Annotated in this window: 20 protein-coding genes; 2 read left to right on the top strand and 18 right to left on the bottom strand. The window is 71.5% G+C overall.

The genetic code is table 11. The features are described from left to right. Positions 1-167: 167 nt before the first annotated feature. Positions 168-1,184, bottom strand: a complete 1,017-nt coding sequence (gene argF / locus ACIBCU_RS20005) for an ornithine carbamoyltransferase (protein ID WP_362932495.1) — start codon at positions 1,182-1,184, stop codon at positions 168-170. Between the two features lie 133 nt (positions 1,185-1,317). Further along, the gene (locus ACIBCU_RS20010; protein WP_362932497.1) at positions 1,318-2,550 is read right to left on the bottom strand and encodes an arginine deiminase; all 1,233 of its coding nucleotides are present in this window, start codon (positions 2,548-2,550) and stop codon (positions 1,318-1,320) included. A 146-nt stretch (positions 2,551-2,696) separates the two neighbouring features. Here ACIBCU_RS20010 and ACIBCU_RS20015 point away from each other — a divergent pair, with 146 nt between their 5' ends. Continuing rightward, positions 2,697-3,368, top strand: a complete 672-nt coding sequence (locus tag ACIBCU_RS20015; RefSeq protein WP_399232779.1) for a phosphotransferase family protein — start codon at positions 2,697-2,699, stop codon at positions 3,366-3,368. Positions 3,369-3,437: 69 nt separating this feature from the next. Here ACIBCU_RS20015 and ACIBCU_RS20020 read toward each other — a convergent pair whose 3' ends face one another. The 15 genes from ACIBCU_RS20020 to ACIBCU_RS20090 form a co-directional block, all read right to left on the bottom strand. Further along, positions 3,438-6,011 carry a polynucleotide kinase-phosphatase gene (locus ACIBCU_RS20020; protein WP_399232781.1) on the bottom strand — a complete coding sequence of 858 codons (2,574 nt, stop codon included), beginning with the start codon at positions 6,009-6,011 and terminating at the stop codon, positions 3,438-3,440. Then, positions 6,008-7,483: a 3' terminal RNA ribose 2'-O-methyltransferase Hen1 gene (locus ACIBCU_RS20025; RefSeq protein ID WP_399232783.1), complete on the bottom strand. Its 1,476-nt coding sequence runs from the start codon at positions 7,481-7,483 to the stop codon at positions 6,008-6,010. The genes ACIBCU_RS20020 and ACIBCU_RS20025 overlap by 4 nt, the downstream gene beginning before the upstream one ends. Positions 7,484-7,526: 43 nt before the next feature. Then, a complete protein-coding gene (mmuM, locus tag ACIBCU_RS20030; protein WP_399232785.1) occupies positions 7,527-8,462 on the bottom strand; it encodes a homocysteine S-methyltransferase in 936 nt (311 codons plus the stop codon). An 80-nt stretch (positions 8,463-8,542) separates the two neighbouring features. After that, complete coding sequence (locus ACIBCU_RS20035) at positions 8,543-9,466, bottom strand: LLM class F420-dependent oxidoreductase (RefSeq protein WP_362932507.1); 924 nt, start codon at positions 9,464-9,466, stop codon at positions 8,543-8,545. 90 nt (positions 9,467-9,556) lie between these two features. Beyond that, entirely contained in the window at positions 9,557-10,093 is a 537-nt protein-coding gene (locus tag ACIBCU_RS20040) for a DUF6099 family protein (RefSeq protein ID WP_399232787.1), read from the bottom strand. A 135-nt stretch (positions 10,094-10,228) separates the two neighbouring features. Then, on the bottom strand, positions 10,229-10,636 hold the full coding sequence (locus ACIBCU_RS20045; RefSeq protein WP_399232789.1) for a nucleotide pyrophosphohydrolase: 408 nt from the start codon (positions 10,634-10,636) through the stop codon (positions 10,229-10,231). Further along, on the bottom strand, positions 10,633-11,856 hold the full coding sequence (locus tag ACIBCU_RS20050) for an AAA family ATPase (RefSeq protein ID WP_399232791.1): 1,224 nt from the start codon (positions 11,854-11,856) through the stop codon (positions 10,633-10,635). The genes ACIBCU_RS20045 and ACIBCU_RS20050 overlap by 4 nt, the downstream gene beginning before the upstream one ends. 7 nt (positions 11,857-11,863) lie before the next feature. Continuing rightward, complete coding sequence (locus ACIBCU_RS20055) at positions 11,864-12,271, bottom strand: cell division protein SepF (RefSeq protein WP_393764655.1); 408 nt, start codon at positions 12,269-12,271, stop codon at positions 11,864-11,866. A gap of 75 nt (positions 12,272-12,346) precedes the next feature. Beyond that, on the bottom strand, positions 12,347-13,654 hold the full coding sequence (locus ACIBCU_RS20060; RefSeq protein ID WP_399232793.1) for a cytochrome P450: 1,308 nt from the start codon (positions 13,652-13,654) through the stop codon (positions 12,347-12,349). Next, positions 13,651-14,265: a GTP-binding protein gene (locus ACIBCU_RS20065; RefSeq protein ID WP_399232795.1), complete on the bottom strand. Its 615-nt coding sequence runs from the start codon at positions 14,263-14,265 to the stop codon at positions 13,651-13,653. Before ACIBCU_RS20065 ends, ACIBCU_RS20060 begins: the two co-directional genes overlap by 4 nt. Then, positions 14,243-14,596: a DUF742 domain-containing protein gene (locus ACIBCU_RS20070; RefSeq protein ID WP_362931180.1), complete on the bottom strand. Its 354-nt coding sequence runs from the start codon at positions 14,594-14,596 to the stop codon at positions 14,243-14,245. The genes ACIBCU_RS20065 and ACIBCU_RS20070 overlap by 23 nt, the downstream gene beginning before the upstream one ends. Further along, positions 14,593-15,015, bottom strand: coding sequence for a roadblock/LC7 domain-containing protein (locus ACIBCU_RS20075; RefSeq protein WP_362931178.1), 423 nt, complete (start codon positions 15,013-15,015; stop codon positions 14,593-14,595). Before ACIBCU_RS20075 ends, ACIBCU_RS20070 begins: the two co-directional genes overlap by 4 nt. After that, positions 15,012-15,587 (bottom strand): hypothetical protein, encoded by a 576-nt coding sequence (locus ACIBCU_RS20080; RefSeq protein WP_399232799.1) that lies wholly within the window; start codon positions 15,585-15,587, stop codon positions 15,012-15,014. The genes ACIBCU_RS20075 and ACIBCU_RS20080 overlap by 4 nt, the downstream gene beginning before the upstream one ends. Positions 15,588-15,599: 12 nt before the next feature. Continuing rightward, on the bottom strand, positions 15,600-16,484 hold the full coding sequence (locus tag ACIBCU_RS20085) for a hypothetical protein (protein ID WP_399232801.1): 885 nt from the start codon (positions 16,482-16,484) through the stop codon (positions 15,600-15,602). Positions 16,485-16,565: 81 nt separating this feature from the next. After that, positions 16,566-17,558 (bottom strand): MBL fold metallo-hydrolase, encoded by a 993-nt coding sequence (locus ACIBCU_RS20090; RefSeq protein WP_362931174.1) that lies wholly within the window; start codon positions 17,556-17,558, stop codon positions 16,566-16,568. Positions 17,559-17,964: 406 nt separating this feature from the next. On the opposite strand from ACIBCU_RS20090, the gene ACIBCU_RS20095 reads away from it, so the two are divergent. Then, on the top strand, positions 17,965-18,858 hold the full coding sequence (locus tag ACIBCU_RS20095) for a sugar isomerase (RefSeq protein ID WP_362931172.1): 894 nt from the start codon (positions 17,965-17,967) through the stop codon (positions 18,856-18,858). A 113-nt stretch (positions 18,859-18,971) separates the two neighbouring features. Here ACIBCU_RS20095 and ACIBCU_RS20100 read toward each other — a convergent pair whose 3' ends face one another. Beyond that, positions 18,972-19,595 carry a hypothetical protein gene (locus ACIBCU_RS20100; RefSeq protein ID WP_362931170.1) on the bottom strand — a complete coding sequence of 208 codons (624 nt, stop codon included), beginning with the start codon at positions 19,593-19,595 and terminating at the stop codon, positions 18,972-18,974. Positions 19,596-19,785 lie beyond the last annotated feature (190 nt).

Here is a 19,785-nt window from a genome sequence, read left to right on the forward strand (position 1 = left end):
GTCTCTTCTCTGGTGATGCGGGGGAAATGAGCCCGTGGGGAGGCTCGCACCTGGGCAAGCGCCCCTGACGGGGCACGTGAAAAGGGGTTCGGACGTGCGAGCCCGAACCCCACCAAGTAGCACCATCGTAGCCACTTGTACGCATGTTCACCCAATCGGGTGCATGTTCATGCGGTGTGCGCGCCGCCTGCCAGTGTCGCGACGAGGACCGCCTTGATCGTGTGCATCCGGTTCTCGGCCTCGTCGAAGACGACCGAGTGCGAGGACTCGAAGACCTCGTCGGTGACCTCCAGCTCCGACAGGCCGTGCCGCTCATGGATCTCCCTGGCCACCTTCGTACCGAGGTCGTGGTAGGCGGGGAGGCAGTGCATGAACTTCACGTCGTCGTTGCCCGTGGCGCGCAGGACGTCCATGGTCACCGCGTACGGCGAGAGGGCCGCGATGCGCTCGTCCCAGACCTCCTTGGGCTCACCCATGGAGACCCAGACGTCGGTGACGACGAAGTCGGCGCCCAGGACGCCCTCGGCGACGTCCTCGGTGAGGGTGATGCGCGCACCGCTGGACTCCGCGAGCTTGTTGGCCCGGTCCACGATCTCCGGCACCGGCCAGTAGGCGGCCGGGGCGACGATCCGGACGTCCATGCCGAGCAGGGCCCCGGTGATCAGGTAGGAGTTGCCCATGTTGAAGCGGGCGTCACCCAGGTAGGCGAAGGTGATCTCCTCCAGGGGCTTGGCGCTGTGCTCGGTCATCGTGAGGACGTCGGCGAGCATCTGGGTGGGGTGCCAGTCGTCGGTGAGCCCGTTGAAGACCGGCACACCGCCGTACGCCGCCAGGTCCTCGACGGCCTGCTGACTGTCGCCCCGGTACTCGATGCCGTCGAACATCCGGCCGAGCACCCGGGCGGTGTCCTTGACCGACTCCTTGTGTCCCATCTGGGAGCCGGAAGGGTCGAGGTACGTCGTGGACGCGCCCTGGTCGGCGGCTGCCACCTCGAAGGCGCAGCGGGTGCGCGTCGAGGTCTTCTCGAAGATCAGCGCGATGTTCCTGCCGCGCAGCCGCTGCACCTCGCCGCCCGCCTTCTTGGCGGCCTTGAGCTCGGCGGACAGGGCGATCAGGCCGCGGAACTCCTCGGCCGTGAAGTCCAGCTCCTTGAGGAAATGGCGGCCTGTGAGATCTATGGCCATGGTGACTGCTCCTGGGTCGGGCTGAGGGCATGCGGACAGATGCCTTGGAAGTCTATACGAGACACCGTATTACTATACAGGGCGTGTGCCGCGCGCCTCCCTGCGCTCCGCGCCTCCGGGCTCCGGCCCCGCCTCACACGGGATCGCGCACCACGGGGCAGCTCATGCAGCGGGGGCCGCCCCTGCCCCGTCCCAGCTCGCTGCCCCGGATCTCGATGACCTCGATGCCTTCCTTGCGCAGATACGTGTTGGTGGTGGCGTTGCGCTCGTACGCGACGACGACCCCGGGCTCCACGGCCAGCACGTTGCAGCCGTCGTCCCACTGCTCCCGCTCGGCGGCGTGCACGTCCTGGGTGGCGGTGAGCACCCGGATCCTGTCGAGGCCGAGGGCGGCGGCGATGGCACGGTGCATGTGCTCCGGGGGATGGTCGGTGACCTTCAGCTCACGTGGACCGGCGCCGGGCTCGATCGTGTAGGAGCGCAGCATGCCGAGTCCGGCGTACTTGGTGAACGTGTCCCCGTCGACCATCGTCATCACCGTGTCGAGGTGCATGAACGCCCGCCGCTTGGGCATGTCGAGCGCCACGATCGTCCGGGCCGACCCGGCGTCGAAGAGCCCTCGGGCCAGCATCTCCACGGCCTGGGGGGTGGTGCGTTCACTCATCCCGATCAGGACGGCACCCCGGCCGATGACCAGGACGTCGCCGCCCTCGATGGTGGACGGATAGTCGTCCTGGCCCTGTGACCAGTGGTGGAAGACGCCTGCGTCGGGGCCGGTGAAGAGGGGGTGGTGCCGGTAGATCGCCTCGAAGTGCACGGTCTCGCGCTGCCGCGCCGGCCAGCGCATCGCGTTGATGGACACACCGTCGTAGATCCAGGCGGAGGTGTCGCGGGTGAAGATGTGGTTGGGCAGCGGGCTGAGCAGGAAGTCGTCCAGATCCATGACGTGGAAGCGGACCGAGGTCGGTTCGCTGTGCCGTTGCAGGAACTCCCGCTTCGTCATCCCGCCGACCAGGGCCTCGGCCAGCTCCCCTGCGGGCAGCTCCTCGAAGGCGGCGCGCAGATGCTCGGTCGCGAGCGGGCCGTACTCCTTCTCCGCGAAGACCCGGTCCAGGACGAGCCTTCTCGCGACCGGGATGTCGAGGGACTCCCGGAGCAGCTCGCCGAAGAGGTGCACCTCCACGCCCCGGTCGCGCAGCACATCGGCGAAACCGTCGTGCTCCTCCCTGGCGCGGCGCACCCACAGCACGTCGTCGAACAGGAGCGCGTCCTTGTTGCTGGGGGTGAGCCGCTTCAGCTCCAGATCGGGGCGGTGCAGGATGACGCGGCGCAGCCGCCCGGCCTCGGAATCGACATGGAATCCCATGCCCTCATCCTCACCGCGCGGGACCCGCTTCACCCTGCGAACCGCAACCCGGTTTCGCCGGTCTCCTGGAAGTACCTCCGTGCGGAATCGTGCACGCTTCCGGCCGGGGGGTGCCCGGAGGGCCGCCGCTGCCCCATGATCAGCGGATGCGCCCGCTGAAGCACGGCTACACCAACCACACCGTCGGCGACGGTGCTGTCGTGGAGAAGACCTACGAGGGCCCCGACGCCGAACGCAGGCTCCGTCGTGAGCACGCGCTGCTGACCCGGCTGCAGGGCCGGTTGCCCGTGCCGCCGGTGCGGGGATCGACCGCGGCCACTCTCACGCTCGGCTTCATGTCCGGTGCGCCCGGCCAGGAACTCCTGGACTCCGGTCGGCCGGAGGCTGTCCTGGCGAGCTGTGGGGAGTTGCTGCGCCGTATCCACGAAACCCCTCCGGACGTGCTGCCGGCCGCCGCGCTCGAGACGGACAAGGTGCTTGTGCACGGGGACTTCGGCCCGAACAACGTGCTGGTCGATCCCGACACCTTCGAGGTCACCGCGGTGGTCGACTGGGAGTTCGCCCACCTCGGGGATCCGGTCGAGGACCTGGCCTGGTGCGAGTGGATCGTGCGCACGCACCACCCCGGGCGCGGCCATGCCCTCGGCCACTTCTTCGGTGCGTACGGCGGGGAGGTGCCGCCCTGGCCGGTCCGCAGAACCGCCATGCTGACCAGGTGCGAGGCGATGCGGCAGTTCTGCGACCGGTGGGAGCCGGGCGGCCCGGGCGTGAGGCTGTGGCAGGCGCGTGCCGCGGCCACCGCGGACTGGCGCGAGTAGGCCGACGTCCGGGCCCCGATGAAGCGGGCCCGGACTCTCGACGGGGGCGGCCGTCCGGCTCCGGCCGTCCTACAGCCTGGGGTCGACCGGCTCCGACTCCAGGGCCAGCACCGCGAAGACCGCCTCGTGGATCCGCCACAGCGGCTCACCGTCGGCCAGCCGGTCGAGGGCCTCCAGACCCAGGGCGTACTCCCGCAGGGCCAGCGACCGCTTGTGACCGAGGAACCGGGAGCGCAGGCGCTCCAGATTCTCCGGCCGCGTGTACTCGGGGCCGTAGATGATCCGCAGGTACTCCCGGCCGCGCACCTTGATGCCCGGCTGGACGAGCCTGCCCTTCTCGTCCCGGACGAGCGCGCCGAGCGGCTTGACGACCATTCCCTCGCCACCGCGGCCGGTCATCTCCAGCCACCAGTCGATGCCGGAGCGGACGGAGGCCTCGTCACCCGTGTCGACGACGAGGCGCCGGGTGACCTGGAGCAGACCGGTCGGGTCGTGCTCGACGAGGCGGTCCAGCCACGCCAACTGCTCGTCGTGCGGCACTGAGGCGAGCGAACGGCCCTGCACCGCGAGGATCTGGAACGGCGCGAGCCGGACGCCGTCGAGCCCTTCGGTGCTCCAGCAGTAGCGGCGGTACGCCTCCGTGAACGCGGAGGAGTCCTCCGCGCGCTCCCGCTGGCGGCCGGCCAGTGCGCCGACGTCGACGCCGCGGGCGGCCGCCGCGGCCAGGGCCTCCTCAGCCACGGGCAGGACGGCGCCGGCGGCCGCGCCCACCGCCGCGTACTGCGAGCGCAGCAGCCCCGCCGCCTTGAGGGACCAGGGCATCAGCTCGGCGTCGAGCACCACCCAGTCGGTGTTCCACTCCTCCCAGAGCCCGGCGGCGGTGACGGCGGCGCGGAGCCGGCCGAGGACGACCTCGGTGAGTACGGTGTCGTCCAGGAACGGCCGCCCGGTGCGGGTGTACAGGGCGCCGGTGGTGCCTTCCCCACAGCCGAAAGCGTGGGAGGTGCCCCCGGTCCCGAAGCGCTCGCGCGCGGTGCCGGCGTCGCGGCAGACAAGCGCCACGGCGCGCGAGCCCATGTGCTTCTCCTCGCAGACGACCTTGGTGACGCCGTCCGCGCGGTACTGCGCGAAGGCCTCGGCCGGATGCTCCAGGAAGCCTTCCTCGTGCGAGGTCGCCGTCGGGGCCATGGTCGGCGGAAGGTAGGCCAGCAGCCTGGGATCGACGGCGAAGCGGCTCATGACTTCGAGTGCCGCCGCCGCGTTCTCCTCACGCACCGCGACGCGGCCCATGTGCCGGGTCTCCACGATGCGGCGGCCCTGGACATCGGCGAGGTCGAGCGGCCTGCCCTCCCGGCCTCCGGGGGCCTCGGTGGTCAGCGGCTTCACCGGCTCGTACCAGACGCGCTCGGCCGGTACGTCGACGATCTCGCGCTCCGGCCAGCGCAGCGCGGTCATCTTCCCGCCGAAGACCGCCCCTGTGTCCAGGCAGAGGGTGTTGTTCACCCAGGAGGCGGTGGGCACCGGCGTGTGGCCGTAGACCACCGCGGCACTGCCCCGGTAGTCCTCGGCCCACGGGTAGCGCACGGGCAGGCCGAACTCGTCGGTCTCGCCGGTCGTGTCGCCGTACAGCGCGTGCGAGCGGACCCGCCCTGAGGTGCGCCCGTGGTACTTCTCGGGCAGCCCCGCGTGGCAGACGACCAGCTTGCCCCCGTCCAGGACGTAGTGGCTGACGAGTCCGTCGATGAACTCCGCGACCTGCTTGCGGAACTCGGGGTGCTCGACGTCCTCCCGCTCCAGCTGCTCGACCGTCTCGGCGAGACCGTGGCTGTGCTGGACCTTGCGCCCCTTGAGGTAACGCCCGAGCTTGTTCTCGTGGTTGCCCGGCACGCACAGCGCGTCACCCGACGCCACCATGGACATGACGCGGCGCAGCACGCCCGGGCTGTCCGGGCCCCGGTCGACGAGGTCGCCCACGAACACGGCGGTACGCCCCTCGGGGTGCGTGCCGTCCTTGTAACCCAGCTTGCCGAGGAGGGTGTCCAGCTCGGAGCTGCAGCCGTGGATGTCGCCGATGATGTCGAAGGGCCCGGTGAGGTGCCGGAGGTCGTTGTAGCGGCGCTCCAGGACGACTTCGGCGGTGTCGGCCTCCTCCTCGGTGCGCAGGATGTGCACCTTGCGGAAGCCCTCGCGCTCCAGACCGCGCAGCGACCGGCGCAGCTCACGGCGGTGGCGCTGCACGACATGGCGGGGCATGGAGGCACGGTCGGGCCGGCCTGCGTTGCGCGCCTGGCAGAGCTCCTCCGGCAGGTCGAGCACGATGGCGATGGGCAGCACGTCGTACTGCCGGGCCAGCTGGACGAGCTGCTTGCGGCTCTCCGGCTGCACGTTGGTCGCGTCGACGACGGTGAGCCGGCCGCCGGCGAGACGCTTTCCCGCGATGTAGTGGAGCACGTCGAAGGCGTCACGGCTGGCGCTCTGGTCGTTCTCGTCGTCGGCGACGAGGCCCCGGCAGAAGTCGGAGGAGACGATCTCGGTCGGCTTGAAGTGCTTGCGGGCGAAGGTGGACTTGCCCGATCCGCTGGCGCCGATGAGGACGACGAGGGACAGGTCGGTCACCGGCAGCGTGCGAGAGGTACTGGTCATGCGGCCTTCGCCTCCTTCGTCGTCTCCTGGGCCGTGGTCATCGTGAACACGGCCATCTGTGTGGGAGGCCCCACCTCGGGGTCCTCCGGGCCCACGGGCACGAACGCCACCGTGTAGCCGTGGCGCCCGGCCACCTGGCCCGCCCAGTCCCGGAATTCCTCCCTCGTCCACTCGAAGCGGTGGTCGCCGTGGCGTACGTGCCCGGCGGGAAGCGTCTCCCAGCGGACGTTGTACTCGACGTTGGGCGTCGTCACCAGCACGGTCCGCGGCCGCGCGGAGCCGAACACCGCGTACTCCAGGGCGGGGAGCCGCGGGAGGTCGAGGTGCTCGATCACCTCGCTCAGCACGGCGGCGTCGTACCCCTTCAGCTGCTTGTCGGTGTAGGTGAGCGCGCCCTGGCGGAGGGTGATCCGCCCGGCCTGCCGCTCGCCCATGCGGTCCAGCTTCAGCCGGCGTGCGGCCACGGTCAGGGCGCGCATCGACACGTCGACCCCGACGATCTCCGTGAAGCGCACGTCCTTGAGCAGCGCCTGCACCAACTGACCCTGGCCGCAGCCGAGGTCGAGCACTCGGGTCGCCCCTGCCGCACGGAGCGCCTCCAGGACCGCCGCGCGGCGCTGCTCCGCGAGCGGCACCGGCTTCTCCTCCGTGTCGGTCGTCTCGTCCACCGCGTTGTCGACGCTCTCCACCTCGAGGTCGTCCGACTCCGCCAGCCGCACCAGCTCCAGCCGCTCCATCGCCTGCCGGGTGAGCCCCCAGCGACGGGAGAGATAACGGCTGGTGATCAGCTTCTGCTCGGGGTGGCCGGCCAGCCAGCCCTCGCCCGCCCGGAGCAGCTTGTCCACCTCGTCGGGCGCCACCCAGTAGTGCTTGGCGTCGTCGAGCACGGGCAGCAGCACATACAGCTGGCGCAAGGCGTCCGCGAGCCTCAGCTCCCCCTCCAGCACCAGCCGTACGTAGCGCGAGTCGCCCCACTCCGGGAACTGCTCGTCCAGCGGCACGGCCACGGCCTCCACCCGTGTCCAGCCGAGCGGCGCGAAGAGCTTGTGCACCAGCTCCGCACCACCGCGTGCGGGCAGCGCGGGCACCTCGATCCGCAACGGCAGCGGCTCCTCGGCCCGTTCGGGCATCGCCCGGCACGCCCCGTTCAGCGCGGACTTGAACACCGTCGTCATCGCGACCGAAAGCAGCGAAGACGCAGCGTACGGCCGGTCGTTGACGTACTGCGCGAGTGCCGCGTCGGGGGCTCCGCCCCGGCCCTTGCCCTTGCCGCGCCTCACCAGCGCCACCGGATCCACTTCGAGCAGCAGGGCGGCGGTACAGCGCTCCGCGGACGCCTCGGGGTAGAAGACGTGCGCGGTCCCGTGCGAGGTGGAGAACGTCTGCGCCTTGTCGGGATGCTTGTGCAGCAGGTATCCGAGATCGGTGGCGGGACGCTCAGGGGTGCCGGTCGTGCTGATAGTCAGGAACACGCGTCCGAGTATGGTCCGGCGACCGGCCTCCCACCAGGGATTTTCACACTCCCGACGCTTCCAGTCGCTCAGCCAGCGCCGCGATCCCGGCCGGGCCGACCCGGCAGCAGCCGCCGACCAGCCGCGCGCCCGCCCGCTGCCAGTCCCGCACCCTGTCCGGTTCGAACGTTCCCCTCCCGGTCCAGGCCCGGCCGTCGGCGTCCCACTCCTCCCCACTGTTCGGGTAGACGACCACCGGCTTGCCGGTGGCCGCTGCCGCGACCTCCACCGCACGGTCCGCGTCGGCGGGTTCGCAGCAGTTGACCCCGACGGCCACCACCTGGTCGATGCCGGCGGCGAGCGCGAACGCCTCCGCCAGAGGCTGCCCGGCCCTGGTCCGGTCCCCCGCCACGCTGTACGAGAGCCAGACCGGCACCCCGAGCCCCTCGACCCCCCGGAGCAGGGCCTCGGCCTCGTCGATGTCCGGCACCGTCTCCAGAGCCAACACATCGGGCCCCGCCTCGGCCAGCGTCTCCGCCCGGGGCCGGTGGAAGCGCTCCAGCTCCCGGACGGTGAGTCCGTACCGGCCCCGGTACTCGCTGCCGTCCGCGAGCATCGCCCCGTACGGCCCGACCGAGGCGGCGACCCAGATTTCGCGTCCCGTCACCGCGCCCGCCCGGCGCGCCGACTCGACGCTGCCGGCCATCAGCTCCGCCGCGCGGTCCCGCCCGATCCCACGCCGCGCGAACCCCTCGAGGGTCGCCTGGTAGCTGGCCGTGATCAGCACCTGCGCACCCGCCCGGGCATAGGCGGCGTGGGCGGCCTCGATCTGCTGGGGCGCGTCGCTCAGCAGCCGGGCCGACCAGAGGGCGTCGGACAGATCGCAGCCCTGCGCCTCCAGCTGGTTGGAGAGGCCCCCGTCCAGCAGAACGGTCCCCTCGGCGAGCGCGTCGCCGAGCGTACGGCCGGGCGGGCCCCCCGGCGTCCGGGCGGAATGCACAGCTGCTCCTCACTGCCGGGCGGTTGCTGCCGGTCCCGCGGCCACACGGGCCCGGCCTGCCGCGGGCCGGGTCCCTCCTGTCAGCCCAGCTGCGACTGGACCTGCGACGAGATCAGCTCCAGGTGTTCCAGGTCGTGCAGGTCCAGAACCTGGAGGTAGATCCGCGACGAGCCGATGGCGGCGTACCGCCCGATCTTGTCGACCACCTCGGCGGGTGAGCCCGCCAGCCCGTTCGCCTTGATCTCCTCGACCTCCCGTCCGATGACGGACGCGCGCCGCGCCACCTCCGCGTCGTTCTTCCCGACGCACACCACCAAGGCGTTGGAGTACACCAGGTCGTCGGGGGACCGCCCGGCTGCCACGGCCGCGTCCCTGACCCGGCCGAACTGCTTCACGCTGTCCTCGATCGACGCGAAGGGGATGTTGAACTCGTCCGCGTACCGCGCGGCCAGCCGCGGGGTACGGACCGCGCCGTGGCCCCCGACCAGGACCGGAACCTTCGTCTGCGCGGGCTTCGGCAGGGCCGGCGAGTCGGTGAGCTGGTAGTACGTCCCGTCGTAGCTGAACGTCTTACCGGTCTCGGTCTCCCACAGCCCCGTGATGATCGCCAGCTGTTCCTCGAGCCGGCCGAACTTCTCCTTCGGGAACGGGATGCCGTACGCCTTGTGCTCCTCCTCGAACCAGCCGGCGCCCAGGCCCAGCTCGACCCGGCCACCGGACATCTGGTCGACCTGTGCGACCTGGATGGCCAGCACGCCGGGCAGCCGGAAGGTGCCCGCGGTCATCAGCGTGCCGAGGCGGATCCTCTTGGTCTCGCGGGCCAGTCCGGCCAAGGTGATCCACGCGTCGGTCGGGCCGGGCAGACCGTCCCCGGAGCCCATGTGCAGATAGTGGTCCGATCGGTAGAAGGCGTCGAAGCCGAGGTCCTCGGTGGCCTTGGCGACGGTGAGCAGGGTGTCGTAGCTCGCCCCTTGCTGGGGCTCGGTGAAGATTCGAAGATCCATGCCTCCATCCTGCACCTTCGAAACCGCTGCGCCCTCCCTCTTGGACTCTTCCCCCGTGCCGGGCGGCCGGTGTGCCCCCGGCCTCCCGGCTCACGGCTGGCCGGCGACGAAGCCGGCCGGCCCGTGGATCACCCCGTGGGGGCCGTCGCGCTCCCGGTCCAACTCCTGTTCGTGCTCACGCTCGCGCTCCTGCTCGGCAAGCCGTCTCAGCATCCCGTGGACCCGGTCCACGGACTCGTCGACGGCGTCTATCGCCTCGATGCACTGCCAGTAGAGCCCTTCCTCCTCCGTGCCGCAGGCGACACCCACCAGCGCGATGCCCGCCTCCCCGAGGAGCAGCGCGAGAGCGGCCAACACCCTGGGCACGTGATCCACTTCGGTGAGCTGGGAGGCCCGCACGCCTCCGGCCGGAACCATCGGGTGGTCGAGCACGGCGCTCCCCAGGGCGCAGGTCTCGCTGAGCTCGCGCGCCTCCGCCCGTAATTCCGCCGGTCCGCACCTCGCCAGCCGGCCGCCGACCGCCCGGGCGAGTGCCTGGGCCTGCCATGCCTCCGCCATGACGGCCGGCACCCCCCGGCTCCCCGCCAGGGCGCTCCGGCCCGACTCGATCAGTCGCTCCGCTTCCATGCCACTCCCCCGTCGCCGACACCGCCGGTACAAGAACCCGCTCACTTCTTCATTACCCACAGTGAGGGTCATGGCACACGAAAGCCAGAGGAAATCGGAAATCTGTGGACAGGAAGTCGATTGTGAGTAAAACGATCACTCCGAAGAGTGACGACCAGTCACCTCGACGGCGTCCTGGCCCTGCTCGATGCTTTCCGGTGGTACCGGCTCAACACCCGCCGCCCCCACCGGAAAGCGTTCCTCGTTCCGGTCGATCTTGGCCGCCAGCGCCGCCAACGCGTCGATTTCCAGGACCTCGCAGAACTGCAGCAGATAGGCCAGGACGTCCGCGACCTCGTCCCTGACCCGGAACGCCGAATCCGGGTCCTCCATCACCCTCGCCGACTGCTCCGGCGTCAGCCACTGGAAGATCTCCAGGAGTTCCGAGGCCTCCACGCTCAGCGCCACGCTGAGATTCTTGGGGGTGTGGTACGGCTCCCAGGCCCGGGCCGCCGCGAAGTCGGCCAGCCGCCGCTGCAGTTGTGCTACATCCAGTTCGCTCACCGTGTCAGGTCTACCACTGTCGCACCGGACGTCTCCTGGGCCGCTGCCGCGGCCGACTCACCGACCGTCCCCAGCAGACGCATGTGCCCGTTCGCACAGATCGACGCCGCCAACGCCAGCAGCTCCCCGGTCTGCCGCGCGTCCAGGCTCCGGTCGAGTCCGTCGGCCAGCACGGTGAGGGCCTGCATGGCCGACGGCACCTCCGCCGCCGGGTCGACCACCAGGACATGCGGGCCCGTCAGCAGTACGAGCGCGAAGGCGAGATACCGGAGTTCACCGTCGCCGAGGCGCCCGACGGGCGTACTCCGGCCCGGTCCCCGCCCCGCCAGGGCCTGCACGGTGCCGTCCTCCAGTCGCTCGGCAGTCAGTCCAGTCACCGGTCCCGCGCACCCGGCGTCCGCGCTGGCGACCAACCGGGCGTGCCGCTGCGCGCACTGGCTGTGGGTGCGGTGCAGTACCTCGGCGAGGTTGTCGCAGGACGAGGTCAGCCGCCCTTCCGCGACCGGCACCGCCGCACGCATCCGTCCCGGCTGAGGATCGCAGACGAAGGCCGACCGCAGGGCCACCACCACCTGCTCGGCGGCGGCCAGCACCCTGAGCTGCCCGTCCGTGGTTCCCGCGACCCGCAACGGCAGCAGTGCCGTGCCGAGCCGGTCGTCGGGGAAGGGAGCACGCGTCACCGGCACCGCCCCCGCCGTGTACCAGGCCGCCTGGACCGAGGAACGCCGGGGATCCCGCAGCGCCGTGCTCAGCAGCGTCTCGCCGCTGTCGGTCAGCCGCTCGCCGACGATGCGGAGCGTGGGCTCGGCCTGCACGGCGAGATCCAGTCCCACCGGGCCGGCCGGGCCCTCCACCGTGCAGCCGAGTCTGAATCCGCGCCGCCCCTGCCCGTCGGCCCCAGCCCTTTCGGGCACCCATGCCACCGGGTCGGGGAAGACGTCCTCCAGCGGATCACCGGCGGCCAGCCGCGCGAGCGCCTCGTAACCGCGCAGGGCGGTCGACTTGCCGCTTCCGCTGCGTCCGGTGAGCAGCGTGAGCGGTCCGAGCGGGACGACGGTACGGCGGTGCGATGCGAAGGCGTCGAGGCGGAGTTCGCTGACGAAGGGGCGGGCGGGTCGGCCCGCGCCGGACGGCGCGGAGGCCGCCCTCCCCGTGGAGATCACAACAGTCATGAGCGGACCGTACGCACGCCCGTGAGCGGCGAACCGTTCCGCCCGCACGACCTTCCTACGATTGAGGTACGCCCGCCGCGGTGACCCCCTCGACCTCCATGCCGACCGGCGCGAGCAGGAAGACATTGCGGTCCACCCGGTGCATCCCGCTGCCGAGCCCGAAGACCACACCGCTGCTGAAGTCCAGGATCCGCTTGGCCACATCGTTCTCGGCGCCGGTCAGGTCCAGCAGGACCGGGATCTGGGCGACCAGATACTCGGCCACCTCGCGCGCGTCCGCGAACACCTGGACGCGCAGAACGACCATGCGCCGCTGCTCGGCCGACTCCTGCCGGTCCGGGACCGTCCTGTGGTCGACCCGGGAGGGCCATTCGTTGCGGCCCCTCAGGGGTACGACCTGGGCGAGCCCTTCCCACTGTTCGTCGGTGGCGTCGTACCTGTCGTACCTGTCGTACCTGCTCACAGAACCACCCCGTCCGTATGCCGGTTGGCTGTGCGCCGGCTGCGCTCGCTGTTCATCGGGCAATTCTCTCGCCCCTCACCCGTTCGGCGTACCACCGACACGGGCCGGAACGTGATCGGCGGCCTCCGGGGCGCCCACGGCCTCCGGTTCGGGAAGCGTGTCGAGCGGTGTGAAACGGACCGGGAGGTGGGCCAGGGCGCGGTGGAAGGGGCCCGGCCGCCAGACCAGCGCGCCGGGTTCGACGGCGAGTTCCAGGTCACAGAGCTGGCTGGTGAGCTGTTCGATCGCGGTCATCGCCATCAGCAGGGCGGGCTGCTTGGCGGGGCAGCGGTGCGGACCCGTCGACCACGCCAGGTGAGCACCGTCGCCGGAGCGCACCGCGGGGTCCGAGCCGGACGGCGGCGACTGGGTGTTGGCGGCGGCGAAGGAGACCAGCACCAACTGCCCGGCGCGCAGCGGGACCCCGTGGAAATCGGTGTCGTGGCGCGGGAAGTGCGCACCCATGCTGGCCAGCGGCGGATCGCGCCAGAGCACGTCGTCGACCGCCTCGTGCGCGGTCATCGCGCCGCCGTGCAGGGAGCCGCCGTAACCGGTGTCGCTGAGCATGCGCAGGAGGGCGTTGCCGATCAGATTGGTCGTGGGGTCGTGGCCCGCGCTCATGATGAGCGTGATCTGACGCACGGCCTCGTCGTCGTCGAGCCCGGCAGGGTGCGCCAGCAGGTACGAGGTGAGATCGCGGCCCGGGCTGCGCCGCCGTGCGGAGACGAGAGCGGCGACGACGCCGACGAGGTCGTCGTACGCCGCTGTCGCGTCCCCCGCGGAGTCCATCATCCCCGCCGTACCGCGGACCACCCGCTCCGTGTCCTGGGGAGCCACCCCGAAGGAGGCGGTGAAGACGTGCAGGGGCAGCCTGCGGGCGTACTGGGCGATGAGATCACCGGTGCCGGTGGCCGAGAACCCGGCGATGAGCCGCTGTGCGACCCGCGCGACCTCCGCTCGCAGCAGGTGGGGTTCGATCAGGGCGAGGGTGTCGTTGATGGCGTCGCGGTAACGGGCGTGGACGGCGCCGTCGGTGAAGAGCGCGGTGGGCCGGTAGCCGAGCACGGGAAGGACCGGCGAGTCGGCCGGCACGCCCGCCTGCCAGGCACGTGGGTCCTTGGTGAAGGTCTCCGTGTCCCGCAGCAGGTCGACGGCCGCGTGGTAGTCGGTGACCAGCAGCGCGTCGATGTCCGGGGCGACACGCACCCTGGCCAGCGGCCCCTGGTCGCGCAGCATGCGGTAGTGGCCGTGCGGATCGGCGGCGAAGCCGGCGCCGTACAGCGCGAGGGGCTCGTGGAGCGAGGGTGCGGCGCCGGGTGAAGTACCGGTCACGGAAGGGGTCATGACGATTCCTGGGGCGCGGGCAGGCAGGTCAGCGCGTGCTCGGCGAGGGCGATCAGGGCGTCGATGCCGCCCCCGCGTTCGCGCGCGTCGCACTGCACCAGCGGGGTGCGGGGATCGAGGTCGAGGTGCTTGCGCAGGACCTCGTCCGCGTGGGCGGGGGCATCGGGGAAGCGGTTCACGGCGACGGCGTACGGGAGTCCCTGCTCCTCCACCATGTCCATGACGGCGAACGAGTCCTCGAGCCGCCGGGTGTCGACCATGACGAGGGCGCCGAGCGCACCGCGCGCGATGTCCTCCCAGAGGGGGAAGAAGCGCTCCTGGCCCGGCGTGCCGAACATGTACAGCACCAGATCGTCCTGGACGGTCAGGCGGCCGAAGTCGACGGCGACCGTGGTCGTGGTCTTCTCCGGAAGCCCGGCGGTGTCGTCGAGTCCCGTACTGGACTGCGTCATCGCCTCTTCCGTGTGCAGGGTCGGGATCTCCGACAGGGTACGGATCAGGGTCGTCTTGCCCACGCCGAAGGGACCCGTGACGACGAGCTTCATCAGGGTCTCGGCGGCACTCGGCAGATAGCCGATGCCGCCCCGGTCAGTGGAGGGAACGGAGTCCAACGAGCAGCCTCTCGACGAGCGACCGGTCGATCTCACCGGCACTGGGGATCGGTGGTCGAGCGTGCAGATGTCCCGCGGCCACGAGGTCCGTGGCCAGGAAGACGGTGGCGCTGACCGGCAGGTCCAGATGGGCAGCGCACTCGACGACGGTGAGGGCTCCCGGCTCGAGGAGCTCGCACAGCCTGCGCTGCTCCGAACCGGTGTTCACCGGCAGGGCCGAGTCCGTACGGATGAGCACGGCGAGCCGGTCGAGCGCGGGGCCGGTGGGCGTGGAGCGGCCACCGGTGACCAGGTAGGGGGGAATCAGGCGGCGGCCTGGGCCGGGGGTCATGGCCGGGTGGCAGCGTCCGGTTGGCGGGTGGGGGCGTGCATGGCCCTGGTCAGCGCGGTGACCTGCACCTGCATCTGGTAGGCGATGTTCCCCAGGTGTGCGTCGGGGGCCGCGAACAGGGCCAGAGTGGTGTTCCTGCCGGCCGGTACGACGACGGCGAAGCCCAGGTCGGACTCCACGACCGTCTGGGCCAGTCGCGGCGACTCGGCCTCGGTGAACGCGGTGGTGAAGGCGCGGGCGGCCGCGTGCAGGGTGGCCGTCATCGCGGCGACGCGCTCGGCGGACGCACGGTCCAGGCCGGGCGACGCGCCCTCGACGAGCCCGTCGCCGGTGGCGACCACGGCATGCTGCACACCGGCCAGCTCCAGCAGCGGGGTCAGCACCCAGGCGAGATCACCGGCAGTGGGGGTGGTGCTCACGTCTCGTCGTCTCCTTGGTCGTCGGATGGGGATGCTGAGGGCGTCCGCGCCGGGGGCACGGGCGCCTTCCTGCCGCTGAGGGTGCCCTCCTGGAGGGCGGCCCAGGCCGCCCCGGCCTGCTCGGGCGTGCGGAGCACGGGCTCCTCGGCCGGCTGCTGCCGGACCGTCGGCGCCTCCGGGGCCGCCGTCCGGCGGGATCTGCGCCGCCGGGTGGGCAGGCCTGCCGGACGCGCGGCTTCCCCTGCGGCGGGGGCGGGTTCGGCGGGCACGGACGCGGTGGTCTCGACGGGGGCGGCCGGCGCAGGCTCGGGCTCGGCGGGCTCGGCGGGCTCGGCAGGCTCGGCAGGCTCGGCAGGAGCGACGGGTGCCGCGGGCCTGGTGGGCAAGGGGCTCTCCGCGGCGTCCTCGGCGCGCGCGTGCACCGGCTTCGGCGCGAGCACGGACAGGGTGCGGTCGTCGTCGATCACGGTCAGCAGATGCGCCGGAATACGCAGCATCGCGCGCATCCCGCCGTACGGCGACGACTCGATGTGGCAGCTGAAGCCGTAGCGCGCGATGAGCCGCCCCACCACGGCGAAGCCGGTCTACGGCGGGTCCCCCAGCTCGGTGAGCAGCACCTCGGCGGGGCCCGACAGCAGTGCGCGGGCCCGTTTCAGCGCGTCGTCGTCCATGCCGATCCCGGCGTCGTCGACCAGGATCAGGGCCCCGCGCCCCGCGGTCTGCTGGACCGTCACCGGCACCTCGGTGTCCGGGTGCGAGTACGCCGTGGCGTTGGCCAGCAGTTCGGCGAGCGCGATCGCGAGGGGTTCCGCGGCCCGGGCGACCACCGCGAGCCGCTCCTGGCGCAGATGATTGGCGACCTTGATCCGCTCGTACCCCGCCACCCGGGACTGGGCGCCGAGCACGACCTCGACGAGCGAGGAGTTCTGCCGGGCGAGTCCGGGCCAGGCGTCACAGAGCACGGCCGTGGCCTGGGTGCGGCGCAGCGCCAGTTCGTTACGGAAGTCGAGCTGGAGGATCCGCGGGTCGTCGTACTCGTGCTGGAGCTCGTGCAGCAGGTGCTGCGACTGATTGAGCAGCGACTGGATCTTGGCGGAGGTACCGCGCATGGCCGACCGCGCTGCCGCGTCGACGCGTCGGCGTTCCTCCAGGACAGCTGTGCGCGCGGCCTGTACGGCCTCGGTCAGCAGACGCGCGGCGTCACCCTCGATCCCGGCGGCCTCCCGCAGCCCGGGGACAGGCGCGGAGCGGTGGGAGAGTGCGGTGGCCGCGGCGGGTATCCGGTTCCGGGCCAGCTGGCGGATCTCCTCGGTGAGGGCGAGGGTCCGGGCGTCGGCCGCCTTGGCCTGCCGCTCGGTGAGCTCCGCGCGGGCCGAGGCGCCGTACGCGTCCAGCCTGGCCTGGTGCATGCGTACTGCCGACCAGATCGCCACCACGACGGCGACGAGGGCCACGATCCATGCCAGCACGGCGTCACCGCGTCTCTGTTGTCGGGGACGGGCGACAGCCCGCGCCGGTGCGGGGCGTCCGGCTGCCGTACCGGAGGGCCGTCACGCCGGCCCGCCGGTGCACGCCGCGTCGGTCTCCTGGGCGACGGCCGCCACGTCGGCCATCACCTCGAGGACGCCGGGGAGTTCGGAGCCGTCCAGGTGGCGGTACTCGCTCCCGATGGTCACCACGAGCCGCTCGGACAGGCCGAGCTCCGGGTACCGGCCCTCGGCGATCACCCGGCGGGCCGCCTCGACCGCGGGCACTCCCGCCGCGTGGAGGGCATGGGCGCGGTCGCGTACGTACGCGAGGTAGCCCATGTGCCCGCGCACTCCGGCAGGGTCGAGCACCGGCCCGTGCCCCGGCACGATCACCTCGGCGCCGGTGCCCAGGACGCGTTCGCAGGCGTCGATCACGTTGTCCAGGGGCCCCGCCCAGTGCACCGGGTGGTCCCCGGGCTGCTGGGGGGTGGAGGAGAAGATGACGTCTCCGCTGAACACCGCGCGCTGCACGGGCAGATACACGATCAGGTCGCCCCCCGTGTGCGCGGGCGGCAGGGACGACACCTGGACCGTGTGCTCCCCCAGGGTCAGTTCGAGCTCTCCGGTGAAGTAGGTCGTCGGAGACACCACGTCGGTGGCGGACCAGTCGAAGACGCCGAAGTGACGGCCGAGATACGCGCCGAGGGGAGTGGAGGGATCACTTCCGGCCACCAGGGCGTGCTGCTGCTGCGGGGTGGGATCGTAATGAATGTGCTCCCGGGCCTCTCGGGTCGCGATGATCTCCGCGTCCGGAAGCACCCCTGCGCCCCAGAAGTGGTCGCCGTTGGCATGGGTGACGATCACACGGTCGACGCTCACCCCGTCGGGCAGCCGTTTCTGGCTCTCCACCAGGAACTGACCGGCCATCATCGTGTCGTACGGGGTGTCGATCCACAGCCCCCCGCGCGGCGACACGAGCAGGCCGCAGTTGGCCAGACCCCAGCCCCGCTCCGGCGGCAGCCAGGCGTACAGACCCCTGCCGAGGTCCACGACTTCCCCACCCGTGATCGACATGGGCTGATTATGCCGACCGTATTCCGGCCGCGCGTTCGAACTCGGCCAACGCGCGCGTCCGATGACGTGAAATCGCCCCTCACCGGGGCCACCCGCCACCGCCCGGTGACCGTCCGAGGTCGCCGAGAAGCGGTCCTACAGGGGATTTTCCGCCTGATGTACGGGATGCCGGCAGCGGAGTTCGCGCCATGCGACCGATACCCACACGGCTTCGACGGAACCGGATCGAGTCGGCTACCCACCGAGCATGGCCGAAAACCGACCCTGCTCGGGTAACGGAGGTGTGAACTCTTTGCTTGTTCTTGCTCGATTACCCCATGTAACATGCAGAATTGAACAAGTGGGCGTCGATTTCACACAGCCCCGTCCCACCAGGTGCGAGCAGCAGTGGAAGCGGAGTGCGGACATGTCGCATGTCGAGACCGAGACAGCCGGCCAGCCCGGGTGCTGGCGCCGTGCCGCGGAGGTCGCTGCCGACCGGAAGGCGGCCCTGCCCGCCACCGGTGAGCGCATCGCCGTCGTCGGCTGCGGAACGTCGTATTACATGGCACAGGCGTACGCCTCGCTCCGCGAGGATTCCGGGCAGGGCGAGTCGGACGCCTACGCCGCCTCGGAGTTCCCCTTCGGGCGCACGTACGACCGGGTCGTCGCGCTGACGCGGTCGGGGACGACCACGGAGGTCCTCGGCCTGCTGACGCGGCTGCGGGGCGCCACCCGGACCGTCGCCGTCACCGCTGACCCGCGGACCCCGGTGATGGCCGCGGCCGACGATGTGGTGGTCCTCGACTTCGCCGACGAACGGTCCGTGGTCCAGACGAGGTTCGCGACGACCGCGCTGACGCTGCTCCGGGCCCATCTCGGGCTGCACACCGAGGACGTCGTACGGGACGCGGAGACCGCGCTTGCGGAGCCGCTGCCCGAAGGGCTCCTGGAATGCGCCCAGTTCAGCTTCCTGGGGCAGGGGTGGACGGTAGGGATCGCCAACGAGGCGGCGCTCAAGATGAAGGAGGCGTCCCTGTCCTGGACCGAGTCGTACCCGGCGATGGAGTACCGCCACGGCCCCATCAGCATCGCCACGGCCGGGACCGCGACCTGGATGTTCGGCACCGCTCCGGAAGGGCTACGGGAGCAGGTGCTGGCGACCGGGGCCCGCTGGGTGGAGAGCGGACTGGACCCGCTGGCCGACCTGGTCCGGGTCCAGCGGCTGGCGATCGCCCGCGCGGCGGCCCGTGGCCTCGACCCCGACCTGCCGCGCCATCTGACCAGGTCGGTGGTGCTCGGCACGGCTCCGGGAGCCTGACGGCTCCACGGCATGCCTAGGGCCTTTCGTTCGGATCCGGCGCGATCCGAACGAGAGGCCCTGACCACCGGGCCGGTCGTCCGGCCCGGTGCTCAGGCATGGCCCTGAAGAGGTCAGGCCTCTTCGAAGTAGGCGTCCAGCGCCTCGTCGAGCTCCGCCGTCCACCCCTTGAGGTCGCCCCGGGATCCGGCTTCGACCTCGGCGTTGAACCACCGGCGGCTCGACAGGTGGACCGTCACGGTGAACCGGCGCCCGAAGCGGCCGGTCTTGACCTCGACCGCGCCGATCTCGGCCCAGTCGAACTCAGCCTCCTGGTCGTCGAGGCGGAAGCGGACGCCGTCCGCGTCCACTCTGATGGATCCGCGCCGGTCGCTGACCTCGAAGACGGGGCCGTCCTCATCGGCGGCACTCTTGCCGGGCACGGGCCCGGCCTCCGGGGCCGTCCCGTCGGCCGGGGCCTCATCGTCGTCCCCGGCCGTGCCGTCGGAGGCCGCGTCGTCCACGGCGGTGTCCTCGGGGGCGGCCGCGGATTCATCCACGGCCCCCTCGGCGAGCGCGTCCGCAGTCCCGGTCTCCCGGGTCTCCTCGGCCTCCTCGGGCTTCTGGGGCGCCGCCTTCTCCGCCTCCGCCTCCGCCTCCGTCCGCGCGGGGGCAGGGGCCGTCAGGCCGGGGATGTACGCCGGGTCTGTCCCCGCGGCGAACTCGGGCTTGGTGTTCGAATCTATGCGCTGCTCCACGGCGGGCAGTATGGACGACGAACCTGTACGAGACCAGTCACCCGTGCCCCGCCCGGCCTGTCGGCGACACCTCGGCCGCCCTGACGCCGACGGCGGCCGAGCCTCCGGACCCTATCGGCGCCGGAAAACGGACGACGGGTGGTGCGGGTTCCGCCGAACCCGCACCACCCGTCACTTCTGTCCCTCTGTC

This window comes from Streptomyces sp. NPDC051064 (genome assembly GCF_044455985.1).
Classification (GTDB): Bacteria; Actinomycetota; Actinomycetes; order Streptomycetales; family Streptomycetaceae; genus Streptomyces.